Raw genomic sequence first — 22,731 nt, forward strand, 5'->3', positions numbered from 1 at the left:
CTATTATCTACTACGCTTCATATCAAAGTCAAATTCACTTAATTCAACATCGTTTGGAAGACGAATATCCTCAATATTGACTACAACATTGATTGGCGTCAGCAAGTACATGGTACTCGCAACCTTTTTCAAATTACCTGCTAAAACATAACGGGCACCATCAAGATAATCCAAACAACGACGTGCCTGAACCTCAGTCATATACTGAAAGTCAATCAGAATGCTTTCATTTGCCAAAAGCAAGTCTACAATCTCTGTCGCTTCCTCATACTTTTTAGGATAGCGCACATCAATCGTAATCTTCTCATCAACCTTAGCGCGGTTTTGAGCCAATTCTTGCTGGCGAGCATGTAATCTCGTAATATTTTCTGTAGAAGACTGCGGCTGCGGTTGAGCAGGAGCTGTACGAGGAGACTTAGCCTCTTTTACAGGCTGAGACTGCAACAATTCAGGCTTTTGCGAACTGCTTGGAAGCTTAGCTGCCTGTTGCGGGACAGCTGTATCCTCTCCATCTTCTGTAAAATAATCTATAAATTTATCAAATCTATCTTTAAATGACATAGTTCTTTCCTATTCAAAAAATGCGGTACCGATTCGAACATATGTTGCCCCATTGGCAATAGCCTCTGGATAATCTCGACTCATCCCCATACTCAAATCGGTAAATGGCATATTTTTCAACTGCTTCTTTTGTAATTCTTTTTGAAGTTGGTGAGTTGTCTCAAAAATGTGATTCAACTCATCATGACTAGCCTCAAATGGAGCCATTGTCATTAATCCAACAAGACGAATATTTTCTAATTTTTCAAGTTCAGACAACACATCATCAAGTTCTTCCACCTGAAAACCATGTTTACTTGCTTCCTTAGAAATATTCACTTGTAAAAAACATTGTATCACATGTTCCGCTCGCTTATCAATCTCTTGAGCTAATTTTATAGAATCTAAAGCGTGAAAATAATCAACATAATTAATTATATCTTTTACTTTTCGTCTTTGCAAACTCCCAATTAAGTGCCAAGTAAGATTTTCATTTTTTAAAGCTTGATATTTTTCCAAAAATTTATCCACACGGTTTTCACCGATATGCTGAATCCCTGTGTTTACAAGCTGGCGAGCAGTCTCACAATCAACATATTTCGTGACTGCAATGATTTTTACTGAATTTTTTAAACGATTTGATTTTTCAGCAATTCTTTCAACCGAACGAAAAATCGAATCTTTATTTTGTTGTAAATTCATTTTCTAGATTAACGATTTCTGAAAAATGGAGGTGTTTCAAGTTCATCATCCTCTTCATTTGTTTCAGCGTAACGCTCCACGCGAGTTGAAGAAGCTGGTTCAGCTGGACGAACTATCGCTTCTCGACGTAAATCCCAATCGCCAAAGGCAGAACCCTTTGGAACATCTGCTCTTGGACGGCTAGGAGTTGGCATGTCAACCTTTTCAGTCAAATCAAAATTACGATCAAAGTGTGCTGAACGAACTTCGCTATGTTTTGACTCAACTTGCGGACGAGTACTTCCTTGTGTTTGGCGAAGGCCGCTGACACGATCAACCTTATCTTGTCGGACACCTGTTGCCACAACTGTAACACGGATTTCATCTTTCATTGACTCATCGATTGATGTACCCAACCAGATATTGACACCATGGCCAGCTGCTTGGTTGACAATTTCAGAAGCTTCTTCTGCTTCAATCAAGGTCATATCAAGACCACCTGTAACGTTGACAATCACATCTTCTGCACCATCAATCGTTGTTTCAAGAAGTGGTGAGTAAATAGCCTTACGAGCTGCTTCAATAACACGTTCTTCACCGTTACCCAGACCAATTCCCATAAGGGCGTCACCCTTATTAGCCATGACAGTTTTCACATCAGCAAAGTCCAAGTTAATCAAGCCTGGGCTGGTAATTAAATCCGTAATTCCTTGCACACCTTGGCGAAGAACATTGTCTGCTTCACTCAAAGCTTCCAGCAGCGGTGTCTTCTTATCTACAATTTCAAGCAGGTTGTTGTTAGAAATGATGAGGAGAGTATCCACATGCTCACGGAGTTCATTAATGCCCTCGATAGCAAAATTACCACGTTTGGTTCCTTCAAAACCGAATGGGCGAGTGATAACTGCAACTGTCAGAGCGCCTATTCCTTTGGCAATTCGTGCAATCACAGGAGCAGCCCCTGTACCTGTTCCTCCACCCATACCTGCAGTAATGAAGACCATGTCTGCTCCTGCAAGTGCTTCTGTGAGGACTTCTTCACTTTCTTCGGCAGCTTTACGGCCAACCTCAGGCTGTCCTCCGGCACCAAGACCACGAGTCAATTTAGGGCCTAATTGAATAACAGTTTCTGCTTTAGCACCGCTAAGCGCTTGAACGTCTGTATTTGCGGCGATAAATTCAACCCCCGCAACTCCTTCATCAATCATGCGGTTAATGGCGTTTCCGCCACCTCCACCAACACCAATTACTTTGATAACTGCTCCCTGAGCAGCCATAGCGTCAAATGAAAATGTCATAGTTTATTTTCTCTCCTTAATCAAACATATTACCAATTAAATTACGTACACGATCTGTAATCGAAGTTTTTGGTTCTTGGTTTGGAACACTATTACTTAATGGCGGAATATCCGTTTCTGTTTTTTCTGCCGTTTCCTCTACTGACTTATTGTTAAAACGTGGCAAAGGCTGAGCAGAGCGTTCAAAGGCGATAGGTTGATGACGAAGCTGTTCATCACCACGGACAGCCATTTGAGCTAACATATCCACATCAGTCAAATTACCCGCATATTCTGATAAGCTAATCACATGGGCAAAGGCTGGATTGCGAATACCGATTTGATTTGGAACATAGAGCTTCACATTGACACCAAACACTTCTTGGGCTAACTCTACTACTCCTGGAAGAATCGCTGTTCCACCAACAATCACTATGCCACCTGGTAGCTCAAGCAGATGTCTTCTATCCAAATCACGCTTAACCTGTTCAAAGATATGTCTGATTCGAGCGGAAATGATTTCAGCTAAGTAACTTTCTGTTACTTCTACCGGTTCAACTTCTCCAATCACTTCTACTTGGAAAGTTTCTGAACCAGCTGCTGGTACATAAGCTTCCCCGTAATTAAATTTCAAACTTTCAGCTAATTTTTGTGAAGTTTTCAAGACCTTTGAAATATCTTTGGTGACGTAATCGCCGCCTTCTTGGTAGATATTGGTGAATTGCAGTTCTTGACCACGAACAGAAGCTACTGTTGTCTGACCTCCGCCCATATCAATAATCGTTGCACCGAATTCACGCTCTCCCTCGTTCAAAATAGACTTGGTCATAGCAAGAGGTGAGATAATCACATTTTCCAGCTGGACACCTGCACGCTCTACTGTTTTACGAAGATTATGCAAAATCGTACGAGGTCCTGTGTATAAAAGGCCGCGCATTTCCAAACGGATTCCCATCATCCCTCGCGGATCGCGAATACCTTGGAAGCCGTCTACTACAAATTCCTCTGGAATGAAAGTAATTACTTCACGATCAGGAGTCATACTCTTAGTCAGAGCTGATCTGACAACGTTCTTAACATCCTCATCTGTAATTTCTTGTGATTCACTCGTCACAGGAATCATCCCTTGCGTTGGTTCAATTTGCAATAGATTCGCAGGCAAGCCGACATTGACCAAACCAATTGAAATCCCAGCTTTTTCCTCTGCTTGAGTGATAGCTGACTTAATTGCTGCCGCTGCAGCTTCAATATCTACAATAATTCCATCTTTTACGCCAGCACTTTTTGTATTACTGACTCCAATAACATTCATTTCACCGTTGATGTGCTCTGCCACCAACACTTTGATTGAGCTAGTTCCTATATCTAATCCAGTAAAAAAGCCGTCTCTAGCCATTACATCAGTCCTCTCTATCTTCCATGTTTCCGGTCTATACAATAACTCTTGAGAATAGAGTTATCCAAACTTTATTATATCATAAAGAAAATGAAAATGGGCAGTTTTTCTCAACATAATTAGTTATTTTCAGCATTCTCATTATTTTCTGTTTGATTTTGAATTTCAGGATTCTCGTCATCCGAAGCCGCTTCCTCTATTTTGTCTTCTGTTTTCTCTTCTGGCTCAACAGAAGGCTCTTCATTCTGTGCGCCCTGCAGATAACTAAAGATACCAGCTTCCATATCCACCACGCTTGGAAATTCTAGCTGAGGCTGAATCCCCTCGTAGTAGGGGAGTTTTCTTGCAATTTGTGAAATAGGAACCAGAACCTGATGTTCGTCTCCCATTGTCAAAGTAGCTAAGTCCTGCGTCACCTTACTTGGGGTTATTTGAACTGTTCGGATATTGTTTTTTACAGAATCTGGTACTTTTTCCAACTGACTGACGAGCGATTTAATCAGCTGTCGATCAGAAAATTCCACAGAGATGTAGGAAGCAGGCAAGGACTCAGGAGCAACTGCGTCCTTGATAACCTCTCCACTAGTCAAAATAGGATAGTAGTTTTCATTTTCGTGCAAATATCCCAGAACCCCATATTCTTTTACTTTGACATTGAAGGTAAAAGGAAACTGATAGGTCATATCTACCGTATCAATCCAAGGGTTGGAGAATTTCATATTGCGTGCATGGTTCTTTTGATTGATAAAAGTTGTCAGAGTGTAATCCCTGTCATCAATCTTACTATTTTTTAGCAATTCTTCCTGACTGACCATTTGATTACCAGAAAATAGAATCGTTTTTATATTTGCCAGAGGAGTCAAAAAGTAGAGAGAAAGCAAAATCAGTATCCCGTTGATGATTAGAACTGGCAAGGCACGATAAAGATGGATTTTCTCTATCGGAATGCGATTAGCGTCTCCTTCAAGTTTGACCAATCTTTTGAGCTCTTTTTTGCTAAGTTCTTCCCCTTCATCTAACTCAAATCCATCGTTTTCTTCACCTGCAGCATCTGCTTCCTCATTCAGATTAGAAGTTTCATCTGCAGAATCATTTTCGATTTCTTGATCCTCAGAATCATCAGTAATATCCGATTCATTTTGTTGATCTTTTTCTTCAGCTAAAGCTTGTTCTTGTTCTAATTGCTTCTGCCTTTCTGCTTCTTCTTGAGCCTTCTTTTCAAGATATTCCTTATTTCTTCTCTGCCATTCAGAAAGACTTTTTCTAGCTTCTTGCTGATCATCTTGTTTCCGTTTTGTCATTTTTTCCCTTTGTTGATGTCATTTTTCAAAATTGCATAAAATTCATCTACAGACTTGATTTCATGAGAGTTTTCCATTCTTTGATAATAATGTTCTTTTTCTCTCAACAAGTCATTAACAGCTACTTGAAGATTCACTCTATTTAGGTTTTCTTCATTTATCTTCATTGCGTAGCCTTTCTTTACGAAATAGTCGGCATTTTCAATCTGATCGCCTCTGCTCGCACCAAGTCCTAGAGGTACAATGACCTGTAGCTTCTTCATAGCAAGTAACTCAAAAATAGTATTTGAACCTCCTCGTGTCACCACTACGTCTGCCAAATCCATCAGTGGTTGATATAAATCCGTCACATAAGAAACACGATATAAACCAGTAGAAAGTTCATCTAAGCGACTATCTCCCGTCAGATTGATGAGATTGTACTTAGTAAGCAAATAATTTTTATTTTTGTCTACAAAATTATTGAAAGCTTTAGCACCAGCCGATCCGCCAATAAAAAGGATCGTTGGTAGGTTCTCATTGAAATGCTGACGAATATCGATCAGTTCTCTCGGCTCCTCGGTTTTTGTTCCCCGAACTTTTGTCACAGCCCCTACATGTTCAATTTTTGTCAGAGAATGTTCTTGATCAAAAGTTGAGTACATTTTTCTTGCACATTTATAACCGATTTTATTAGCCAAGCCAAGCGACAAATCAGACTCATGAATGAAGACTGGAACGCCCGTCACTTTCGCCGCAATCACCGGCGGAACAGACACAAAGCCTCCTTTTGAAAACAGGGCTTTTGGACGTATTCTCAACATGATGCCCAGCGACTGGAGAATCCCGCCTGCCACTTTAAAAACATCCCAAAGATTCTGCCATGAAAAATAGCGACGGAGCTTGCCAGTTGCAATCGAATGGAAAACAACAGGTAGACCTAATTTCTGAATTTCCTTGTACTCAATCCCATGGCGGTCACCGATATAATGGACTTCCCAGCCCTCCTCGATAAATTTAGGCATCAGCAAAAGATTGAGGGTCACATGGCCAACTGTCCCTCCGCCTGTAAATACTATTTTTTTCATTTTATCCCTTTAATTCTTTAAATACTGCAAGGAATTCATCGCCCCGCACTTCAAAATTCTTATACATATCCCAGCTGGCATTGGCTGGACTGAGAAGGACAATATCCCCAGTCTCCGCCACAGAAAAGGCTTTGCGAGTAGCATCTCTGACATCTGAAGCGTCCAGATAGCTCACTTCTGCCTGATCCGCAGCCCGCTTGACACGCGCAGCCGATTCCCCTAAAATCACCATTTTTTTCAAGCCTTTGATATCTGGCACCAATTCATCAAATTCATTGCCTCGATCCAGACCACCAGCAATCAAAATAACCTTGCTATTGTCAAAACCTGATAAAGCTTTTTGTGTCGCTAAGATATTAGTTGATTTACTGTCATTGTAAAATTTGACTTGATTGATTTCACCCACATACTGGAGACGATGCTTGACACCACCAAAATGAGCTAGAGTTTCTTTAATCACTTGATTGTCAACCCCACGCAGTTTGGCGACAGCAATGGTTGCTAGAGCATTTTCTACATTGTGACTGCCAGGCACGCCTAGTTCAGAAGCTTTCATAATGGCTTCCCCACGGAAGGTCAGCACATCGCCGTCCAAGTAGGCTCCATCGACTTGTTCTTGAGTTGAAAAAGGAATCACCTGGGCTGCCGTTTTCTTAGCCAATTCTTTAGCCAAATCTTGATTGAAATTCAAAATGACATAGTCAGAAGCGGTCATATTTTTTTGGATATTCCACTTGGCTGCCACATAATCTTCAAAAGAGCCGTGATAGTCAAGATGTGTCGGCATCAGATTTGTAATCACCGCTATTTCCGGATGGAAAGCTTCGATTCCCATTAATTGGAAGGAAGAAAGTTCCATAACCAGAGTATCTGTTTCACCCGCATCTTGAGCGACTTGACTAGCTGGAAATCCGATATTTCCTGACAAAAGACCATTTTGTCCGCCTGCTGTTAGCACTTCCGCAATCATGGTCGTGGTGGTGGTTTTTCCATTTGAGCCAGTAATCCCGATAATCGGCGCATCTGAAATCAGATAAGCCAGCTCCACTTCGGTAATAACGGGAATCTTCTTTTCCAAAGCTCTTATGACCATAGGATTATTGTAAGGAATGCCTGGATTTTTTACCATCCACTCAAAATCTTCATCCAGCAGTTCCAAAGGATGACCACCTGTCACGACCTTAATTCCTTCTTCGAGCAAAGATTGGGCTGCTGGATTTTCCTCAAAGGGTTTCCCATCATTGACCGTCACAATCGCCCCCAGTTTATCTAAAAGACGAGCAGCTGACTCCCCAGATTTGGCCAAACCCAACACCAAGACTTTCTTATTGGCAAATTTTGAAATATTTTTCATCATAGACCTCTTCATTCATACTTCATTCTATTTTACCTTTTTTTGCGAAAATAAAAAAGCCGAAACAGTTTTTTATTTTTAGCTGTTAAGAAGATTTAACTTTTGTAACAAAGCATTGCCGCTTTAGTCAATAATTGTGATATTGACAGCCAAATTTTTGATTTATCTCACAATAACTCATTATTCCAATAAGAACACTGTGACACATATCAGTACGCTTTGGACAGCTTGACAAAGTGCTGGAAATGAAAACTGCCCAACTCATCAAAGCTGGGCAGTTATTCTATTCATAATGATTTTCGTCCACGAAATCTCGCCGTCTGACTTTAGGCTTTAAGCGCTCAATATCTCTCAGCGCCCACACAGTCAGAATCATCAGGAAGATTCCTACAAAAAATTCTGAAGGCAATTTAAAAATCTGAAAGAGTCCTAAAGCAAACAAGATAATCAAGGCAACCAGCAAAAGCACAATTGTCAAGATATTCAGCGTTCCTTTAATACTAGCCGGAACGGCAAATACATAGAAAAGCAGGATCAAAATTCCAATGATAAAGTAAACCATGCTACTCCTTTCTGCCGCCAGATAGCTTAGATCGCTTATTCTGCCGCTTGTTTTTTCTTGTTTTTATTAGCTTTTTCACGTTCTTGTTTGTTCAAAATTTGCTTGCGCAGACGGATGGACTCTGGCGTTACTTCCATATACTCATCGTCATTCAAAAATTCCAAAGATTCTTCCAAGGTCAAAATGCGCGGTGTCTTGATGACTGCCGTCTGATCCTTGGTGGCAGAACGAACGTTGGTCATCTGCTTGGCTTTGGTGATATTTACTGTCAAATCGTTTTCGCGTGAGTTCTCACCGATAATCATTCCCTCATACACTTCTGTACCTGGATTGACAAAGATGGTTCCACGCTCTTCGATAGACATAATAGAGTAGGTCGTTGCCTTACCAGCATCAATAGATACCAGGGCACCGCGATGACGGCCACCGATTTCACCTGGGATGAGTGGTAGGTATTGATCAAAGGTGTGGTTCATGATTCCATAACCACGAGTCATAGACAAGAACTCAGTTGAGTACCCAATCAAGCCACGAGCTGGAACCAAGAAGACCAATCGAGTCTGACCGTTTCCAGTAGCCACCATATCCAGCATTTCACCCTTGCGCTCAGAAAGGCTTTGGATGACCGAGCCTTGATATTCTTCAGGTGTATCGATTTGGACGCGCTCGAATGGCTCACATTTGACACCGTCGATTTCTTTCACGATAACTTCTGGACGAGATACTTGCAGCTCATAACCTTCCCGACGCATTGTTTCAATCAGGATTGACAAGTGCAACTCACCACGACCTGAAACGATCCACTTGTCTGGTGAATCAGTTGGCTCAACACGTAGCGATACATCTGTTTGCAGTTCAGCCTGCAGACGCTCTTCCACTTTACGAGAAGTCACCCATTTTCCTTCACGGCCGGCAAATGGTGAGTTGTTGACCAAGAAAGTCATCTGCAGAGTAGGCTCATCAATATGTAGGATTGGCAGAGCTTCTACTGCGTCTGTCGGTGTAATGGTTTCACCGACAAAGATATCTTCCATACCAGAAACGGCAATCAAATCACCTGCTTTTGCTTCTTGGATTTCACGACGCTCCAAGCCAAAGAAACCAAAGAGTTTTGTGACACGGAAGTTCTTGGTTGTACCATCAAGTTTAGAGAGGGTTACTTGGTCACCCACCTTAACAGTACCACGGAAAACACGTCCAATACCGATACGGCCGACGAAGTCATTGTAGTCCAAAAGAGAGACTTGGAATTGGAATGGCTCGTCAGAATTGTCCACTGGCGCTGGGATATGCTCAATAATCGTATCGAAAATCGGTGCCATGGTGTGCTCTTGGTCTGCTGGATCATCTGACATAGATGAAGTTCCATTGATAGCGGAAGCATAAACCACTGGGAAGTCCAGCTGGTCATCATCCGCTCCAAGCTCAATAAAGAGTTCCAATACTTCATCCACTACTTCTGCTGGACGAGCAGACGGCTTGTCGATTTTATTCACCACTACGATTGGGACAAGGTCTTGCTCCAAGGCTTTTTTCAAAACAAAGCGGGTCTGAGGCATGGTTCCTTCGTAGGCGTCCACAACCAGAACAACTCCGTCCACCATCTTCATAATCCGCTCTACTTCTCCACCAAAGTCCGCGTGCCCTGGCGTGTCCATGATATTGATACGAGTACCTTCGTAAGCCACGGCTGTATTTTTAGCCAAGATGGTAATACCGCGCTCCTTTTCGATATCGTTTGAGTCCATTGCCCGCTCTTGCAGCTCTTTACGCTCATCCAGCGTATGAGATTGCTTCAGCAACTCATCGACTAAGGTTGTTTTCCCATGGTCAACGTGAGCGATAATAGCGATATTGCGAATATCTTCTCTAAATTTTGTCATTTTTTCCTCTAAATCTTATTATTTATTTCCAACTAAAAATTATAACACAGTTTTTTCCAAAAAACACGAGCCAACCAAGTGTAAATGTTTTCATAAGAAAATCGTAAACTGCAGTTCTTTTTGCATTTTTGCTTCTGAAAGAGTATGATAAAAGAAGAAAATCGAGAATTAGATTTACGCTAAAACCTCGCTTTCTTGCTCTGTGACCTTTCACCATTCTCTAAATTGCAAAACGTCCAAACCTTTGAAAGGAAAACTCATGCGCCTTGATAAATTCTTAGCTCAAGCTAAGGTTAGCCGAAAAGAAATGAAACAGAAACTTCGACTGAGGCAGATTATAATTGACGGTCAGCCTGCTCGCTCTCTTAGTCAAAATGTCGATAGCGGACTCCAGTCCGTTAGTCTAGCGGGCCGTTCCTTAAGCCAGCCGGCTCACCGATATTTTCTGATGAACAAACCTGCCGGTGCTGTCACTGCCAATTCTGATGCAGATAAGACAACCGTTCTGGATCTGATTACACCAGAAGATTTTAACGACCAGCTCTACTCTGTCGGCCGTCTAGATCGTGACACACGCGGCCTGCTCCTGATTACGGATAACGGGCCACTAGGTTTTCAGCTTCTGCACCCGCAATACCATATCAAAAAGACCTACTATGTCGAAGTCAACGGTCCTCTTGCCCAAGCAGCTACAGCCACTTTCCAGCAAGGCATTGTCTTTCTGGACGGAACTCAATGCAAGCCAGCCCAGCTTCAGATTCACACGACTAGCCCCAATCACTCCACAGCCTCGGTTACCATCTCTGAGGGTAAGTTTCATCAAATCAAAAAGATGTTTCTGGCAGTTGGTGTCAAGGTCACCTATCTCAAACGCACACATTTTGGTGATTTTCAGCTGGATCCGAACCTAGCAGAAGGAGAATATCGGCCACTGAGGGCTTCCGAGCTAGAGATTATAAAAATATACTTAGAGCAAACTTGGTAAAAATAAAAAGGCTTATCACAAGCCTTTTTATTATCATTCATTACATTAATCCATTCACGGTCAAAATAATTCCTGCAATCCAGTTGACGATAGAAATCACAATGCCGATGATGTTAAGATTTTTTTCTGTTTTATAATCCAATTGAGTCTCTTTTTGGTGTGAATTGACCAAACCCAGACCAATAATACCTAAAATAAGACCCACTAATGGAATCAACAAGCCCAAAACAATGGACAAGATACCTAAAACAAGAGAGGATTTTTTCTTTTCTTGCATCTTATAAATACTCCTTAAAATTAATATTAGTTCATTTTGATATAAAACTTAAGTTTTATGTATACGATAATAACCCTTTATACTCTATCAGCTTGATTTTACCTTGCCATTCCAAGAATCCAGGCCGTAAGACAGGATATAAATTTCATTAAAACCTTGCTTTTTCAAGTAAATCGCTGCATTGGTCACCAGCTGTCCTCGGCTATTCTCATAAATAAGAACTGGTTTGTCTTTGCGAAGTGCATTGATACTGGACTTCAGCTGTTGAGACGGGATGTTGCGCGCGCCTAAGATATGCTTGCGGTGAAAATCCGATGGGTCACGCAAGTCAATCAACTGTCCCTGACGAATCAAGCCTTCAAACTCACTATTATCTACTATCTTAGCTGCACGACGAATACGAAAATAATTGAAACCCATCCAAGCCAACATCCCCAACAAAATTGCCCATAAAATCCAAATTCCCATTCTAGTTTCTCCCTTTATTTTCTAAATATTTCAACTCTGTTTGATGCTCTCTACGCAGGACAGCCTCAGCCTCCAGATAATCAAGCTTATCCATCAGACCGGCATCGTAAATCCTCTCCAACTCAATTTTCATCATCTCAATATCATAAAGACGCTTGCCCATATAAATAATGATTCCGAAATTTTTAAGAAATTGCTGCACATCGTAGAGTGTTTTCATGAGCTATATTTTATCAAATTTTGCTAAAGTTTTCAAGATGGCAAAACAGAAAAGACAGCCTCGGAGGCTGCCTTTTCGGGAGATTATTATGAAAAAGAAAAGTTTAGGAGTTCTATCAAACAAAGTTAGGAGGTCTTCATCTGATACTATTAGTATAAGGGAGTAAGCTTAAATAATCCTTAAGAAAAACAAAAGAGGCAAATTTTTTGCCTCTTTTTGAATTTCATTTTATAAACCTGGTGCTTGACCGATTTCAGCTGTCAACATCCAGATGGTCTTTTCAAGATCTGCCTTGGCACCAACGAAGATATCATTGGTCACATCATCGCCTTCTTCATCTGTCACATCCATCGCTTCTTGGTAAAGATCTGTCAGATAACGGAAGATTTCAATCACGCGCGCCAAGCTTTCTTCTACATTCTTGCTGAATTCGCCCGCTTTTTCTTCGATCTTGCTGTGTTGGATAAACTCTGTCAGAGTTGAATAGGGCTTGCCACCCAGAGTAATCAAGCGTTCGCTGACTTCATCCAAGGTCACATCTACCGTGTCCATATATTCGTCCATTTTTGGATGCCATACCATGAAGCCTGCGCCACGCATATACCAGTGAACTTGGTGAAGAGCGATGCGAGCTGTATAAAGGTCTGCTACTACTTGATTGAGAACTGCTTTCGTTTTTGGTAAAGAATTTTGGTTAGTGAAAGTTGCTACATCTGCTGCAGCGCCATATTTTACTTGAGTCATAATGATACCTCTCTTTTTATTTGTAATTATTCTAATCTTTATTGATTATGTTTTAATTATAATGCTTCTAAATAAGAAAGTCAAGTCTTAAAACTCAAAATTTTACTTTATTAGAAAAGTTGTAAAATTTCAAAATTTTTCTGCTCAAAATCACGAATAAACAAGTATGATACATCTATACTTTTTTCTGGTCGGAACGATTTTAGCTTCATTCTTAGGCTTGGTCATTGACCGCTTCCCTGCACAGTCCATCATCTCTCCAAGCAGTCACTGTGACAACTGCAAGCAGATACTCAAAGCACGGGATTTGATTCCAATCCTTTCTCAGCTTCTTAATGGCTTTCGCTGTCGTTTCTGCAAGATTCGTCTTCCTGTCTGGTATGCTGCTTTTGAATTAGTGCTGGGCTTGCTTTTTCTAAGCTGGAGTTTAGGCTATCTTTCGCTAGCCCAGCTCTTACTGCTCACTATGGGCTTGACCTTAGCCATCTACGATCAGCGCGAGCAAGAATACCCTCTCCTAATCTGGCTGATTTTTCAGTTCTTGCTGATGGCGACAGCGGGTATCAATCTGCTCATGCTCTTCTTTTTAACCCTAGGATTTCTAGCCTTCTTTTATAATCTTCGTATTGGAGCTGGCGACTTTCTATTTCTCGCTTCCTGCGCAGCTATTTTCAGCCTGACAGAAATTCTCATCCTCATCCAAATTGCCTCTTTCTCTGGCCTCGCCTGCTTCTGCTTTAAAAAGACAAAAGACAGGTTAGCTTTTGTGCCCTGTCTTTTAATCGGTGTGGGGATGATTATTTGCTATAAGTTATGGCTATTTTACTAAGTCAATGAAATTCTTGATAGACGACAGACCATCCGGCGTACCAATACTTTCAGGATGATACTGAAATCCATAAATGGGCAGGCTCTTGTGCTGGATAGCCATAATCGAATTATCATCAATTGCCCGCGCTGTCACTTCAAAGTTCTCTGGCATCTCCTCAATCAATATTGAATGGTAACGCATGACCGGCTGACCATCTTCAATCCCCTGATAGAGAGGAGAACTTGCTTCAAAGTGCAGAATACTTTGCTTGCCGTGCATGACCTTTGGAGCCAATCCTAGCTTTCCACCAAATACTTCTGCAATCGCCTGATGCCCCAGACAAATACCTAAAATCGGTTTCTTACCAGCAAAATCACGGATAAGCTCCTCCATCCGTCCTGCATCTGCGGGCCAGCCTGGACCCGGGGACAGAACCAAAGCATCTGCCTCTTCTGCCACTTGATAAAGGCCAGCATCATCATTTCGCAAAACCCTGACTTCCGCGAAATGGCTGATATACTGAGCTAAATTATAGGTAAAAGAATCATAATTATCAATTAGTAAAATCACTGCATATCTCCTATATTGACCATAGATTTGGTCTGCCCAGCAACCACAGACTCTCTGAAAGGATGGACGTTACTACTCTTCTGCTAGGTATATTATTTTCGTTTTTCTAGATAGTCGGCAATGGCTGCCACATCCTTGTCTCCTCGACCAGATACATTGATAATGATGATTTGGTCAGATGACAGTTGCGGAGCTCGCTTGATAGCTTCAGCAATGGCGTGAGAACTTTCGATTGCTGGCAATATTCCTTCCTTCTGTGTCAAGAGAAGCAAGGCATCCACAGCTTCATCATCTGTCGCAGCTACGTATTCTACTCGACCAGAATCTTTAAAGAAAGCATGTTCGGGACCAACTCCAGGATAGTCCAAGCCGGCCGAAATGGAGTAAACTGGTGCCACCTGCCCATCTTCAGCAAAGACAGCGTAAGTCTTCATACCGTCCACTACTCCGACACTTCCCTTGCTCATAGTTGCTGCATGTTGGTCGGTATCTAGGCCGCGTCCAGCCGCTTCAACACCAACCAACTTGACTTCTTCATCCGCCACATACTGGGAGAAGGCACCGATAGCATTGGAACCACCACCTACGCAGGCAATAACATAGTCCGGCAACCGGCCTTCCTTGTCCAAAATCTGCCGGCGAGATTCTTCACTAATCACCTTTTGGAACTCATGGACAATGGTCGGATATGGGTGAGGACCGACAGCCGAACCCAAAACATAGAAGGCTTCTAAATCACTCATCCAAGCCCCAAAAGCTGCATCCACTGCATCCTTGAGTGTTTTGGTTCCTGTTTCCACAGCGTGAACAGTCGCACCCATCATTTCCATGCGGAAAACATTAAGGCGCTGGCGTTCTACATCCTCTGCACCCATGTAAACATCGCACTTCATACCAAACTTCGCTGCGGCTGCCGCAGTTGCCACACCATGCTGACCAGCTCCAGTTTCAGCGATTACCCGGGTCTTACCCATGCGCTTAGCTAAAAGAATCTGCCCCAAAACATTATTGAGCTTATGGGAGCCCAGATGATTGAGATCTTCCCGCTTCAGATAAATCTTAGCTCCGCCCAGGTGCTGAGTCAGGCTTTCGGCAAAGTAGAGCGGAGTCTCCCGGCCTGAATAATCCGCCAAATAATGTCGGTATTCATTTAAAAATTCTGGGTCATCCTTATACTTCTCAAAAGTCGCTTCTAATTCATCCAGCAAGGCTTGGATCGGCTCCGGTACAAAAGAGCCGCCGAATTGTCCAAAATATCCTTTAGTTTCTGTCATCTTAATTTCCTCTTTTCTTTATTTTCAAGCAAAACAAAAACCCACACACAGAAAAAACTCTGCGTGAGGGCGTAAAATCGCGGTGCCACCTCAATTATGGAGAAAAGTACAGACTACCTCCATATCTCTGTCTTGTCTAACAACAAGTCGCACTGTAAGGTGTGCTCACCAAATTTTTATTGTTTCAAATTCATTTTTTCCATCAGCCCACTTCATAATCTTCCGCCGCCTGTTTCCACCAACCACAGGCTCCCTGAAAGTAGAAAAAATTATTACTTTTCTGATGATTAACTAAAATTATAAAGCTTCGAAAATCTTTTGTCAAGAGAAAAACGAAAAAAGAATAAATTTTTACAAAAACTCTCCCTAAATCCGAACCTTCGTCTCCCTAATTTAAGTTGAAAGCGTCGTCTTGACGATTTTTCAAAAACTTCTGACAGAGTTGAAAAGTCCGCCAAGCTAGATAGCCACCTAAAGTGTTGGTCCAGAGATCATCAATCTCAAAGACTCGGTTGGCGTTGATGAGAAGATCCAGCAAGATCTGAGTCATTTCAATGGCCAGGCTCATAGCAAAACTGAGCCAAACAATTCTCTTTGTGCTCCGCAACTGAGGAAATAGCCATAGGAGCTGAAAAATCAATGGCGACAGCAGAAAGATATTGGCTAGATTTTGGACAAAGACCTTGACCAACTGCAACCAAGAAGTAATCTCTCCGAGATTGACAAAAGAGTTAAAAGGAATCAGCAGAACCACTACTCGACCAAAGTACTGGATGCCCGGTGTCTCCATTCCTGGCTCTGGCGTTTGTGGCAGGAAGCACATGAGGCAGAGCATCAAGAAATAGAGCCCGCACCCTCCTATCAGTAATCTCCGTCCCTGAGCTGTCAACTCACCGTCTGAAGTCAGATAATTTTTAAGGCTGAACATTTTCAACAAGAGCTTTCTCACGGTCACGCTTCATCGTATTGGAGCGCAACTGACCACAGGCTGCATCAATATCTGTACCGTGCTCCTGACGCACCACACAGTTGACTCCGTTTTTCTTGAGGGTATCGTAGAAGGCCATCACGCGCTCTTTGGGACTGCGACTGTATTGGTCGTGCTCGCTAACGGGGTTGTAAGGAATGAGATTGACATAAGACAGCTTCTTAATGTTCTTGAGCAGCTCAGCCAGTTCCTTAGCCTGCTCTACCCCGTCATTGACTTCATTGAGCATGATGTACTCAAAGGTCACCCGGCGATTCGTCGTCTCAATATAGTATTCGATAGCTGCAAAAAGCTTTTCGATAGGGAAGGACCGGTTAATCCGCATGATGCTAGTCCGCAGATCATTATTCGGGGCATGGAGGGAGACAGCTAGATTGACCTGCACACCTTCATTGGCAAAGTCACGAATCTTATGAGCCAGCCCTGAAGTCGAAACCGTGATATGGCGGGCACCGATAGCCAGACCCTTATCATCATTGACCGTCCGTACAAACTTCAGTACATTCTTATAGTTATCGAAAGGCTCACCGATTCCCATAACCACGATGTGACTGACTCGCTCATCCTGACCACGCTCGTCAAAATACTTTTGAACCAGCATAATCTGAGCAACAATCTCACCATTATTGAGGTCGCGTTGTTTTTTAATCAAGCCGGAAGCACAGAAGGTGCAACCGATATTGCAGCCAACTTGGGTGGTCACACAGACAGAAAGTCCATAGTGCTGGCGCATGAGTACCGTCTCAATCAGCATACCATCCGGCAGCTCAAAGAGGTACTTGACCGTACCGTCAGCCGACTCCTGAACAATGCGCTGTTTAAGCGGATTGACGACAAATTGATCATTTAGCTTGGCAATCAAGTCCTTGGATAGATTGGTCATCTCTTCAAATGACTGGACACGCTTGCGATAGAGCCACTCCCAAATCTGGGTGGCACGGAATTTCTTTTCCCCTTGAGCCTCAGCCCATTCAATCATTTCTTGACGCGTTAAGCTATAAATAGATGGTTTCATTTTTCTCCTTTATTCTGGCGAATAACAAAATGGCGCTGAGACTGGTTAGTTACTGTCTGTTTTGCCTGTTTGCCTTGTTTATGTTGTCTGTTCTTGGTTGACTTCTGACGATTTTTTTGCTGATTGTCCCTGCCTTTTTTAGACCCATGTTCTTTAGAAACTTCTGGATGTCTCTTGCTGTCCGATTTTCTCTTGTGATGGGATTTTTTGTCAAAGGCAGCCCGTCTTGGCTGAGCATTTTCCAAAACAAAATAGGCGCAGCCATAATTACAATACTCTAGCAGATAGTCTTCCAAACGGCTGATTTTCTCGGCATTCTCCTTGGCTTTCTCATCACGATAAAAGCCACGTAGCCGCAACTGTTCATTGCCCCAGTCACCAACAATATAATCAAACTTGTTAAGAATTTCTGAAAAGCGTTGGTGAAAGGCCGTCAAATCAAAGGCCTCTTTGTAATTCTCTACCAATTCAAACTCAAATTTTTCTGCAATTATCTTGCTGCCCATTTGCTTAAATTCTGGGCCAGGAAATTTATTGTAATTATACAACTCAGGGGAAATCTCTTTACGCATACCTATCCTTTGTCACTTATCTATCTTACTTCATATTATTTTATCACAAAACAAGGGGAATTTATATTTTTTCACTAGAAAAAGATTTTTCTGTAAAAAGTCAGGCGATTTAATAAAATCTTCCAATCTTTTTAGAAAGCAAATCCCTAGTCAATACCTAAAATGCAAAAATCTTAGCCTAGACTAAGATTTTTTGGTTTTTTCTAGATAATCAATTGCGTCCTGAAGGGTTTTGACCGGCACAATTTTCATATCCGTTTTGATTTCCTTGGCTGCTTCAAGCGCCGTTTCATAGTTTGTCTTAGCTTTGGGATTAGCCTTTTTTTCTTCTTCGCTGACAAGATTATCTGGGGCAAAGAAGATGGTCGACCCAGCCTTGGCAGCAGACACTACTTTTTTGTCAATCCCACCAATATCACCGACCTTACCTTCTCTGTCAATGCTGCCCGTTCCCGCAATCACTCGGCCGTCTCGCAGGTCGGGATTGGCCAGCTGAGTATAAATGGCTAGGCTAAACATAAGGCCAGCACTGGGACCACCAATGCCTTCGGTCGAAAATTCAATCGGAACACTGCTGTTGACTTCCGTGCGGTCAATTAAACTAATGCCAATTCCATTTTTGCCATTTTCCAGCTTGATGATTTTCCCCGTCGCTGTCTTAGTTTCTCCATCTTCCTCATAGGTCACCTTGACACTATCGCCCAAGGCCTGAGAATTCACATATTTGACCAAATCTTCCGAGCTTTCAAAAGTCTTGTCATTGACTCCCGTCACCGTATCCGCAATGTTCAAAATCCCTTTGAAGGTCGAATTCTGAGCTACTTTCAGAACATAGACACCCAGATAGTTCATCTTGATGTCTTTTCCTGCGGCTTTAAGACCTTGGTATTTGGCCATATTCTGCGAAGTTTCCATAAAAAATTGATTAATCCGCAGATATTCCTCATCGCTTGAGCCCCCCGTCATATCCTGAGCTGAATAAATATCCGTAAAAGGCGTCAGCCAAGCGTAGACCAGATGAGCAAAGGTCGCATGCTGGATCCCAACCGTCACAAAATTGTAGGAACCTGCCGCCTGATCCTCTTTGCCGTCCACAGTCAGGACCTGCCGAATGTCTTCTGCTCCCCCAGGTACCTCAATATAATAGGGCAAAGGAACAATAAAAGAAAAAAGGAAGAGCACAAGAACGAGAATAGTCGTCACTCCCGCACAGCCGGCTAATTTTAAGCCGTATTTATTTTCCTTCGTCATCGTTTTCGGATTTGTCATATCATTATTCATCTTTTTTCTCTAACTCCTCAATTACACTTGCTGGCACATAGGCAGAAAGATCCTGCTGAAAAGTAATCAATTCCCGCATTCGTGAAGAACTGATATATTGATAGGCTGGCTGACTCAACAGAAAAACGGTCTCCAAATCAGGTGCCAATTCCTTATTAAAAAAATGCAGACTAGCTTCATAGTCCAAGTCTTGACCATTGCGTAGACCTCGGACAAGAGCGGTCACACCCAGCCTTTTTGCCACATCGACCGCCAATTCATCATGCGAAGTGATGACTTCCACATTTTCCAAATGTGCTAAAGCCGCTAGAACCATTCTTTTTTTCGCATGGATGTTAAAAAATCCTTCTTTGTGAGGATTATAGAAGATTCCCACATACAAGCTATCAAACAGCCGACTAGCTCGCTCAATCAAATCCACATGTCCGTTGGTAATGGGATCAAATGACCCTGTAAAGAGTCCGATTTTATCTGACATAGACCGTCACCTTTGAAATTCCATATATTTTTTGCTTCCAGATACCCAAGTCTGCGATTTCTTCTGGCAAATCAACCGACTTGTCCGTCTCACAAACAACCATAATATCCTCGCTCAAGAGCTTGTGCTCCGCTATTTTCTCAATATCTGAGATAATCTGCTCCTTGGCATAGGGCGGATCCAGCAGAACCAGATCAAACTGGCCAGTCAACTGCTCCAAGGCTCGACTCGACTCCATCTTGAGCAGCTCAAAACGCGCTGCTTCCTTGGTCATGGCAATATTTTCTGCCACGATAGCTTGTGCCCGCCGATCTTTTTCAACCAAAACAGCGGAATCCATGCCACGAGATACCGCCTCAATCCCCAGACTGCCGCTGCCTGCATACAGATCCAGCACCCGGCCGCCATCAAAATAGGGACCAATCATATTAAAAATCGCACCCTTGACCTTATCTGTCGTAGGTCGCGTTGTCTTTCCATCTAATGTTTTGAGGGGTCTGCCCCCGTACTTCCCTGAAACAACTCTCATAAAAAACATTATAACAAAAATATTAAAAAGCTGATAGTAATTGCTAAGGCTGGACTTTATTCTCTAGCAAAAAACGGAAACAAGGCTATTTCCGTTCTAAGTCTGTTTTAGAGTCATTTCGCCGAAGACTAAAATGGTCTGGGACTGGATCGTCCCCTTCCTCGGACCAGGGATGACAGCGGCCAATTCTTGCCAAGCCCATCAGTATCCCCTTGGCTCCGTGTTTTTCGATTGCTTCAATCATGTAATTGGAACAGGTTGGCCGAAAACGGCAGGAAGGCGGAAAGGCAGGGGAAATAAAGCGCTGGTAAAAACGAACCGGCGCTATCAATATTTTCTTAATCATTTTTTCTTAGTCTTAGTCACAGCCAAGTGATGCAACTGGCTGACTTCCTTTTTACTCAATCGACGTGCTTCACCCGGCTTGAGCCCAGTTAAATCCAGATGTCCAAACTGAGTCCGTGAGAGCTTGTCCACTGGAAGCCCCACTGCTTCAAACATCTTCTTGACCTGATGATTGCGTCCTTCGTGGATGGTCAACTGAACAACCGAACGATTCTTCACTGGATCGACTTTCAGAATCTCATAAACAGCTGGCTTGGTTTTCTTACCCTCAATGACCAGACCGTGGGTCAGCGGACGCAGAATTTCCTTATTGGCCACACCCTTGACACGTGCCACATAGACCTTGTCAATTTCATTTCGCGGGTGAATCATTTCATCCGTGAAATCACCATCATTGGTCAAAATCAAGGCGCCAGAAGTATCCCAGTCCAGTCGGCCAACAGGATAAATCCGCTCCTTGACCTGCGGCAGTAAATCAACGACTGTTTTGCGCCCCTTGTCATCGGTTACGCTGGAAATCACCCCGCGCGGTTTGTTGAGCAGGTAGTAGACCTTTTCTTCATTGTAGATAGGCTGGCCTTCCACTTCTACTCGGTCCCCCGACTTGATGGTAGTCGCTAGCTCACGCACCACCTGACCATTCACGGTCACCAGCCCCTGCTTGATCAGTTCCTCAGCCTTTCTCCGGCTGGCAATTCCCGCATGGGCAATGTATTTATTGATTCTCATCGATATTGTCCTTTCACAAGATACAAAGACCATTTTCACAACCTTAACAGCTGGAAAAATGGCAAATAGGGAAAGCAGTGCCTCCCTCAAAGCTTGGTAGTATTCAAAAAAGGTCCCTTATAGGATGAACTTGTTACTCTCCGAAAAGTTGACTTTCCTCAGCAATGAGCTCCTCTTCATCCACAATAGGCAATTCGTCCAAATGATTGATGCCCATATAGTCCAAAAAATAATCCGTCGTCACATAGAGATTGGGGCGGCCAATGACTTCCTTCTTGCCATCTTCCCGAATCAGCTCAAAGGCTAGTAACTTCGAAATCGCCCCGCTGGAATTAACTCCGCGAATATCATCAATCTCCACCCTTGTAATGGGTTGCTTGTAAGCAATGATCGACAAGGTTTCCAGTGCAGCTCGGGATAAGCTCTGGTTAATCGGTGCCCGCGAATATTCCCGTAAAATCTCAGCAAATTCAGGCTTGGTAACCAACTTATAAATCTTTGACGTTTCCAGCAAGGTCAAACTGGAGTCGGGATTTGCTTGATAGTTCTCCGCCAATTTTTCTAAACTCTGGATGACACCAGTCGGCGGTAAGGAGAGGATTTCTGATAGCTGATGAACTTTGAGACCATCTTCCCCCGCCACAAAAAGCAGGGCTTCAATCTCTGCTAATTTACTCATTCTTTCTTCCTACTAAATAAATATTTCCAAAGTTTTCCTCCTGAATAACCTGCACTTCCTGCACCTTGACCAACTCCAGGGTTGCTAAAAAGAGCGTAATCACTTCATTCATGTCTTTGGTTTCTGCAAAAATATCCTGCAGGGCAAGGCGTTTTTGAGTCCGACAGCGCTGGCGCACTACTTCCATCATGTCCTCGATCTTATACTCGTCACGCACAATGGTCGTGTGGCTCTTTGAAAACTCCTCCTGCTTTTTGGTCATCACCTTGGAAAAAGCCAAGAAAAGATCAATGGTTGACTTGTCGTGTAGGAGCTCAGCGTCTTCATAAACCAGCTCCAGCTTGGGCTTGGAATAATAAAGAGCCCGGTCATCATGCTGAAGGGACATTTTCTGGCCCAACAGCTTGAACTTCCGATATTCCTCAATCTGACTCAGCAAGTCCTGCTCCAGATCGTCCTCCAAATCCACCTGATCTACCACTTTAGGCAAGAGCTTACGACTCTTGATCAGCATGAGCTGACTGGCCATAACCATGTATTCTCCCGTCACTTCCAGCCGCATGGCCTGCAGAGTACACACATAAGCCAGATATTGCTCGATGACCTCGGTAATGGGCACATCGTAAATATCCATCTGATATTTGGATACGAGGTGCAGCAACAAGTCCAGCGGTCCCTCAAAATCTTTTAACTTGATATCCATTC

The 22,731-nt window shown here is 42.8% G+C and carries 27 protein-coding genes and 1 other annotated feature; of the genes, 2 read left to right on the plus strand and 25 right to left on the minus strand.

Annotated features, from left to right (window positions below; translation table 11 throughout):
• Window positions 1-3 precede the first annotated feature (3 nt).
• From FZ952_RS05635 to typA, 9 genes are all read right to left on the minus strand, one after another.
• Entirely contained in the window at window positions 4-561 is a 558-nt protein-coding gene (locus tag FZ952_RS05635) for a cell division protein SepF (RefSeq protein WP_148880931.1), read from the minus strand.
• Between the two features lie 9 nt (window positions 562-570).
• Entirely contained in the window at window positions 571-1,242 is a 672-nt protein-coding gene (locus FZ952_RS05640; RefSeq protein ID WP_148880932.1) for a YggS family pyridoxal phosphate-dependent enzyme, read from the minus strand.
• 8 nt (window positions 1,243-1,250) lie between these two features.
• Window positions 1,251-2,519, minus strand: coding sequence for a cell division protein FtsZ (ftsZ, locus tag FZ952_RS05645; protein ID WP_037615971.1), 1,269 nt, complete (start codon window positions 2,517-2,519; stop codon window positions 1,251-1,253).
• A gap of 16 nt (window positions 2,520-2,535) precedes the next feature.
• Window positions 2,536-3,894: a cell division protein FtsA gene (gene ftsA, locus FZ952_RS05650; protein ID WP_062199091.1), complete on the minus strand. Its 1,359-nt coding sequence runs from the start codon at window positions 3,892-3,894 to the stop codon at window positions 2,536-2,538.
• A gap of 119 nt (window positions 3,895-4,013) precedes the next feature.
• The gene (locus FZ952_RS05655; RefSeq protein ID WP_148880933.1) at window positions 4,014-5,195 is read right to left on the minus strand and encodes a cell division protein FtsQ/DivIB; all 1,182 of its coding nucleotides are present in this window, start codon (window positions 5,193-5,195) and stop codon (window positions 4,014-4,016) included.
• The gene (locus FZ952_RS05660; RefSeq protein WP_148880934.1) at window positions 5,192-6,262 is read right to left on the minus strand and encodes a UDP-N-acetylglucosamine--N-acetylmuramyl-(pentapeptide) pyrophosphoryl-undecaprenol N-acetylglucosamine transferase; all 1,071 of its coding nucleotides are present in this window, start codon (window positions 6,260-6,262) and stop codon (window positions 5,192-5,194) included. The genes FZ952_RS05655 and FZ952_RS05660 overlap by 4 nt, the downstream gene beginning before the upstream one ends.
• 1 nt (window position 6,263) lies before the next feature.
• Window positions 6,264-7,616 (minus strand): UDP-N-acetylmuramoyl-L-alanine--D-glutamate ligase, encoded by a 1,353-nt coding sequence (gene murD / locus FZ952_RS05665; protein WP_037615956.1) that lies wholly within the window; start codon window positions 7,614-7,616, stop codon window positions 6,264-6,266.
• 283 nt (window positions 7,617-7,899) lie between these two features.
• Window positions 7,900-8,178 carry a DUF3165 family protein gene (locus FZ952_RS05670; RefSeq protein WP_037615954.1) on the minus strand — a complete coding sequence of 93 codons (279 nt, stop codon included), beginning with the start codon at window positions 8,176-8,178 and terminating at the stop codon, window positions 7,900-7,902.
• Between the two features lie 35 nt (window positions 8,179-8,213).
• Window positions 8,214-10,061, minus strand: coding sequence for a translational GTPase TypA (typA, locus tag FZ952_RS05675; RefSeq protein WP_148880935.1), 1,848 nt, complete (start codon window positions 10,059-10,061; stop codon window positions 8,214-8,216).
• Between the two features lie 259 nt (window positions 10,062-10,320).
• Between typA and FZ952_RS05680 the strand changes: the two genes are divergently transcribed.
• Window positions 10,321-11,046: a pseudouridine synthase gene (locus FZ952_RS05680; RefSeq protein ID WP_148880936.1), complete on the plus strand. Its 726-nt coding sequence runs from the start codon at window positions 10,321-10,323 to the stop codon at window positions 11,044-11,046.
• A 40-nt stretch (window positions 11,047-11,086) separates the two neighbouring features.
• Here FZ952_RS05680 and FZ952_RS05685 read toward each other — a convergent pair whose 3' ends face one another.
• From FZ952_RS05685 to FZ952_RS05700, 4 genes are all read right to left on the minus strand, one after another.
• Complete coding sequence (locus tag FZ952_RS05685) at window positions 11,087-11,323, minus strand: DUF4190 domain-containing protein (RefSeq protein ID WP_148880937.1); 237 nt, start codon at window positions 11,321-11,323, stop codon at window positions 11,087-11,089.
• An 87-nt stretch (window positions 11,324-11,410) separates the two neighbouring features.
• Window positions 11,411-11,791 (minus strand): rhodanese-like domain-containing protein, encoded by a 381-nt coding sequence (locus tag FZ952_RS05690; protein ID WP_148880938.1) that lies wholly within the window; start codon window positions 11,789-11,791, stop codon window positions 11,411-11,413.
• Window position 11,792: 1 nt separating this feature from the next.
• Window positions 11,793-12,011, minus strand: a complete 219-nt coding sequence (locus FZ952_RS05695) for a YqgQ family protein (protein WP_062199107.1) — start codon at window positions 12,009-12,011, stop codon at window positions 11,793-11,795.
• Window positions 12,012-12,239: 228 nt separating this feature from the next.
• A complete protein-coding gene (locus tag FZ952_RS05700; protein WP_037615936.1) occupies window positions 12,240-12,755 on the minus strand; it encodes a Dps family protein in 516 nt (171 codons plus the stop codon).
• A gap of 166 nt (window positions 12,756-12,921) precedes the next feature.
• Here FZ952_RS05700 and FZ952_RS05705 point away from each other — a divergent pair, with 166 nt between their 5' ends.
• Complete coding sequence (locus tag FZ952_RS05705; protein WP_148880939.1) at window positions 12,922-13,584, plus strand: prepilin peptidase; 663 nt, start codon at window positions 12,922-12,924, stop codon at window positions 13,582-13,584.
• Here the strand turns inward: FZ952_RS05705 and FZ952_RS05710 are convergent.
• From FZ952_RS05710 to FZ952_RS05765, 12 genes are all read right to left on the minus strand, one after another.
• Window positions 13,573-14,136 (minus strand): aminodeoxychorismate/anthranilate synthase component II, encoded by a 564-nt coding sequence (locus FZ952_RS05710; RefSeq protein WP_062199113.1) that lies wholly within the window; start codon window positions 14,134-14,136, stop codon window positions 13,573-13,575. The genes FZ952_RS05705 and FZ952_RS05710 overlap by 12 nt on opposite strands.
• 92 nt (window positions 14,137-14,228) lie before the next feature.
• Window positions 14,229-15,410 (minus strand): tryptophan synthase subunit beta, encoded by a 1,182-nt coding sequence (gene trpB / locus FZ952_RS05715; protein WP_062199115.1) that lies wholly within the window; start codon window positions 15,408-15,410, stop codon window positions 14,229-14,231.
• 62 nt (window positions 15,411-15,472) lie between these two features.
• Window positions 15,473-15,711 (minus strand) — a binding site (T-box leader).
• Between the two features lie 87 nt (window positions 15,712-15,798).
• Window positions 15,799-16,338 carry a VanZ family protein gene (locus FZ952_RS05720; RefSeq protein WP_148880971.1) on the minus strand — a complete coding sequence of 180 codons (540 nt, stop codon included), beginning with the start codon at window positions 16,336-16,338 and terminating at the stop codon, window positions 15,799-15,801.
• Entirely contained in the window at window positions 16,325-17,413 is a 1,089-nt protein-coding gene (gene rlmN, locus FZ952_RS05725) for a 23S rRNA (adenine(2503)-C(2))-methyltransferase RlmN (RefSeq protein WP_148880940.1), read from the minus strand. The genes FZ952_RS05720 and rlmN overlap by 14 nt, the downstream gene beginning before the upstream one ends.
• On the minus strand, window positions 17,410-17,985 hold the full coding sequence (locus FZ952_RS05730; protein WP_148880941.1) for a YutD family protein: 576 nt from the start codon (window positions 17,983-17,985) through the stop codon (window positions 17,410-17,412). The genes rlmN and FZ952_RS05730 overlap by 4 nt, the downstream gene beginning before the upstream one ends.
• A 183-nt stretch (window positions 17,986-18,168) precedes the next feature.
• A complete protein-coding gene (locus tag FZ952_RS05735; protein WP_410468288.1) occupies window positions 18,169-19,254 on the minus strand; it encodes a SepM family pheromone-processing serine protease in 1,086 nt (361 codons plus the stop codon).
• A gap of 4 nt (window positions 19,255-19,258) precedes the next feature.
• Window positions 19,259-19,744, minus strand: a complete 486-nt coding sequence (coaD, locus tag FZ952_RS05740) for a pantetheine-phosphate adenylyltransferase (protein ID WP_148880942.1) — start codon at window positions 19,742-19,744, stop codon at window positions 19,259-19,261.
• Window positions 19,734-20,273: a 16S rRNA (guanine(966)-N(2))-methyltransferase RsmD gene (rsmD, locus tag FZ952_RS05745; protein WP_148880943.1), complete on the minus strand. Its 540-nt coding sequence runs from the start codon at window positions 20,271-20,273 to the stop codon at window positions 19,734-19,736. The genes coaD and rsmD overlap by 11 nt, the downstream gene beginning before the upstream one ends.
• Window positions 20,274-20,358: 85 nt before the next feature.
• Entirely contained in the window at window positions 20,359-20,619 is a 261-nt protein-coding gene (yidD, locus tag FZ952_RS05750; protein WP_187423874.1) for a membrane protein insertion efficiency factor YidD, read from the minus strand.
• Window positions 20,616-21,347, minus strand: coding sequence for a pseudouridine synthase (locus FZ952_RS05755; protein ID WP_148880944.1), 732 nt, complete (start codon window positions 21,345-21,347; stop codon window positions 20,616-20,618). Before FZ952_RS05755 ends, yidD begins: the two co-directional genes overlap by 4 nt.
• Window positions 21,348-21,480: 133 nt before the next feature.
• Window positions 21,481-22,026 (minus strand): SMC-Scp complex subunit ScpB, encoded by a 546-nt coding sequence (gene scpB / locus FZ952_RS05760; RefSeq protein WP_148880945.1) that lies wholly within the window; start codon window positions 22,024-22,026, stop codon window positions 21,481-21,483.
• Window positions 22,019-22,729: a segregation/condensation protein A gene (locus FZ952_RS05765; RefSeq protein ID WP_148880946.1), complete on the minus strand. Its 711-nt coding sequence runs from the start codon at window positions 22,727-22,729 to the stop codon at window positions 22,019-22,021. Before FZ952_RS05765 ends, scpB begins: the two co-directional genes overlap by 8 nt.
• Window positions 22,730-22,731: the final 2 nt, after the last annotated feature.

It is taken from the genome of Streptococcus sp. Marseille-P7376 (genome assembly GCF_902460385.1).
Classification (GTDB): Bacteria; Bacillota; Bacilli; order Lactobacillales; family Streptococcaceae; genus Streptococcus; species Streptococcus sinensis.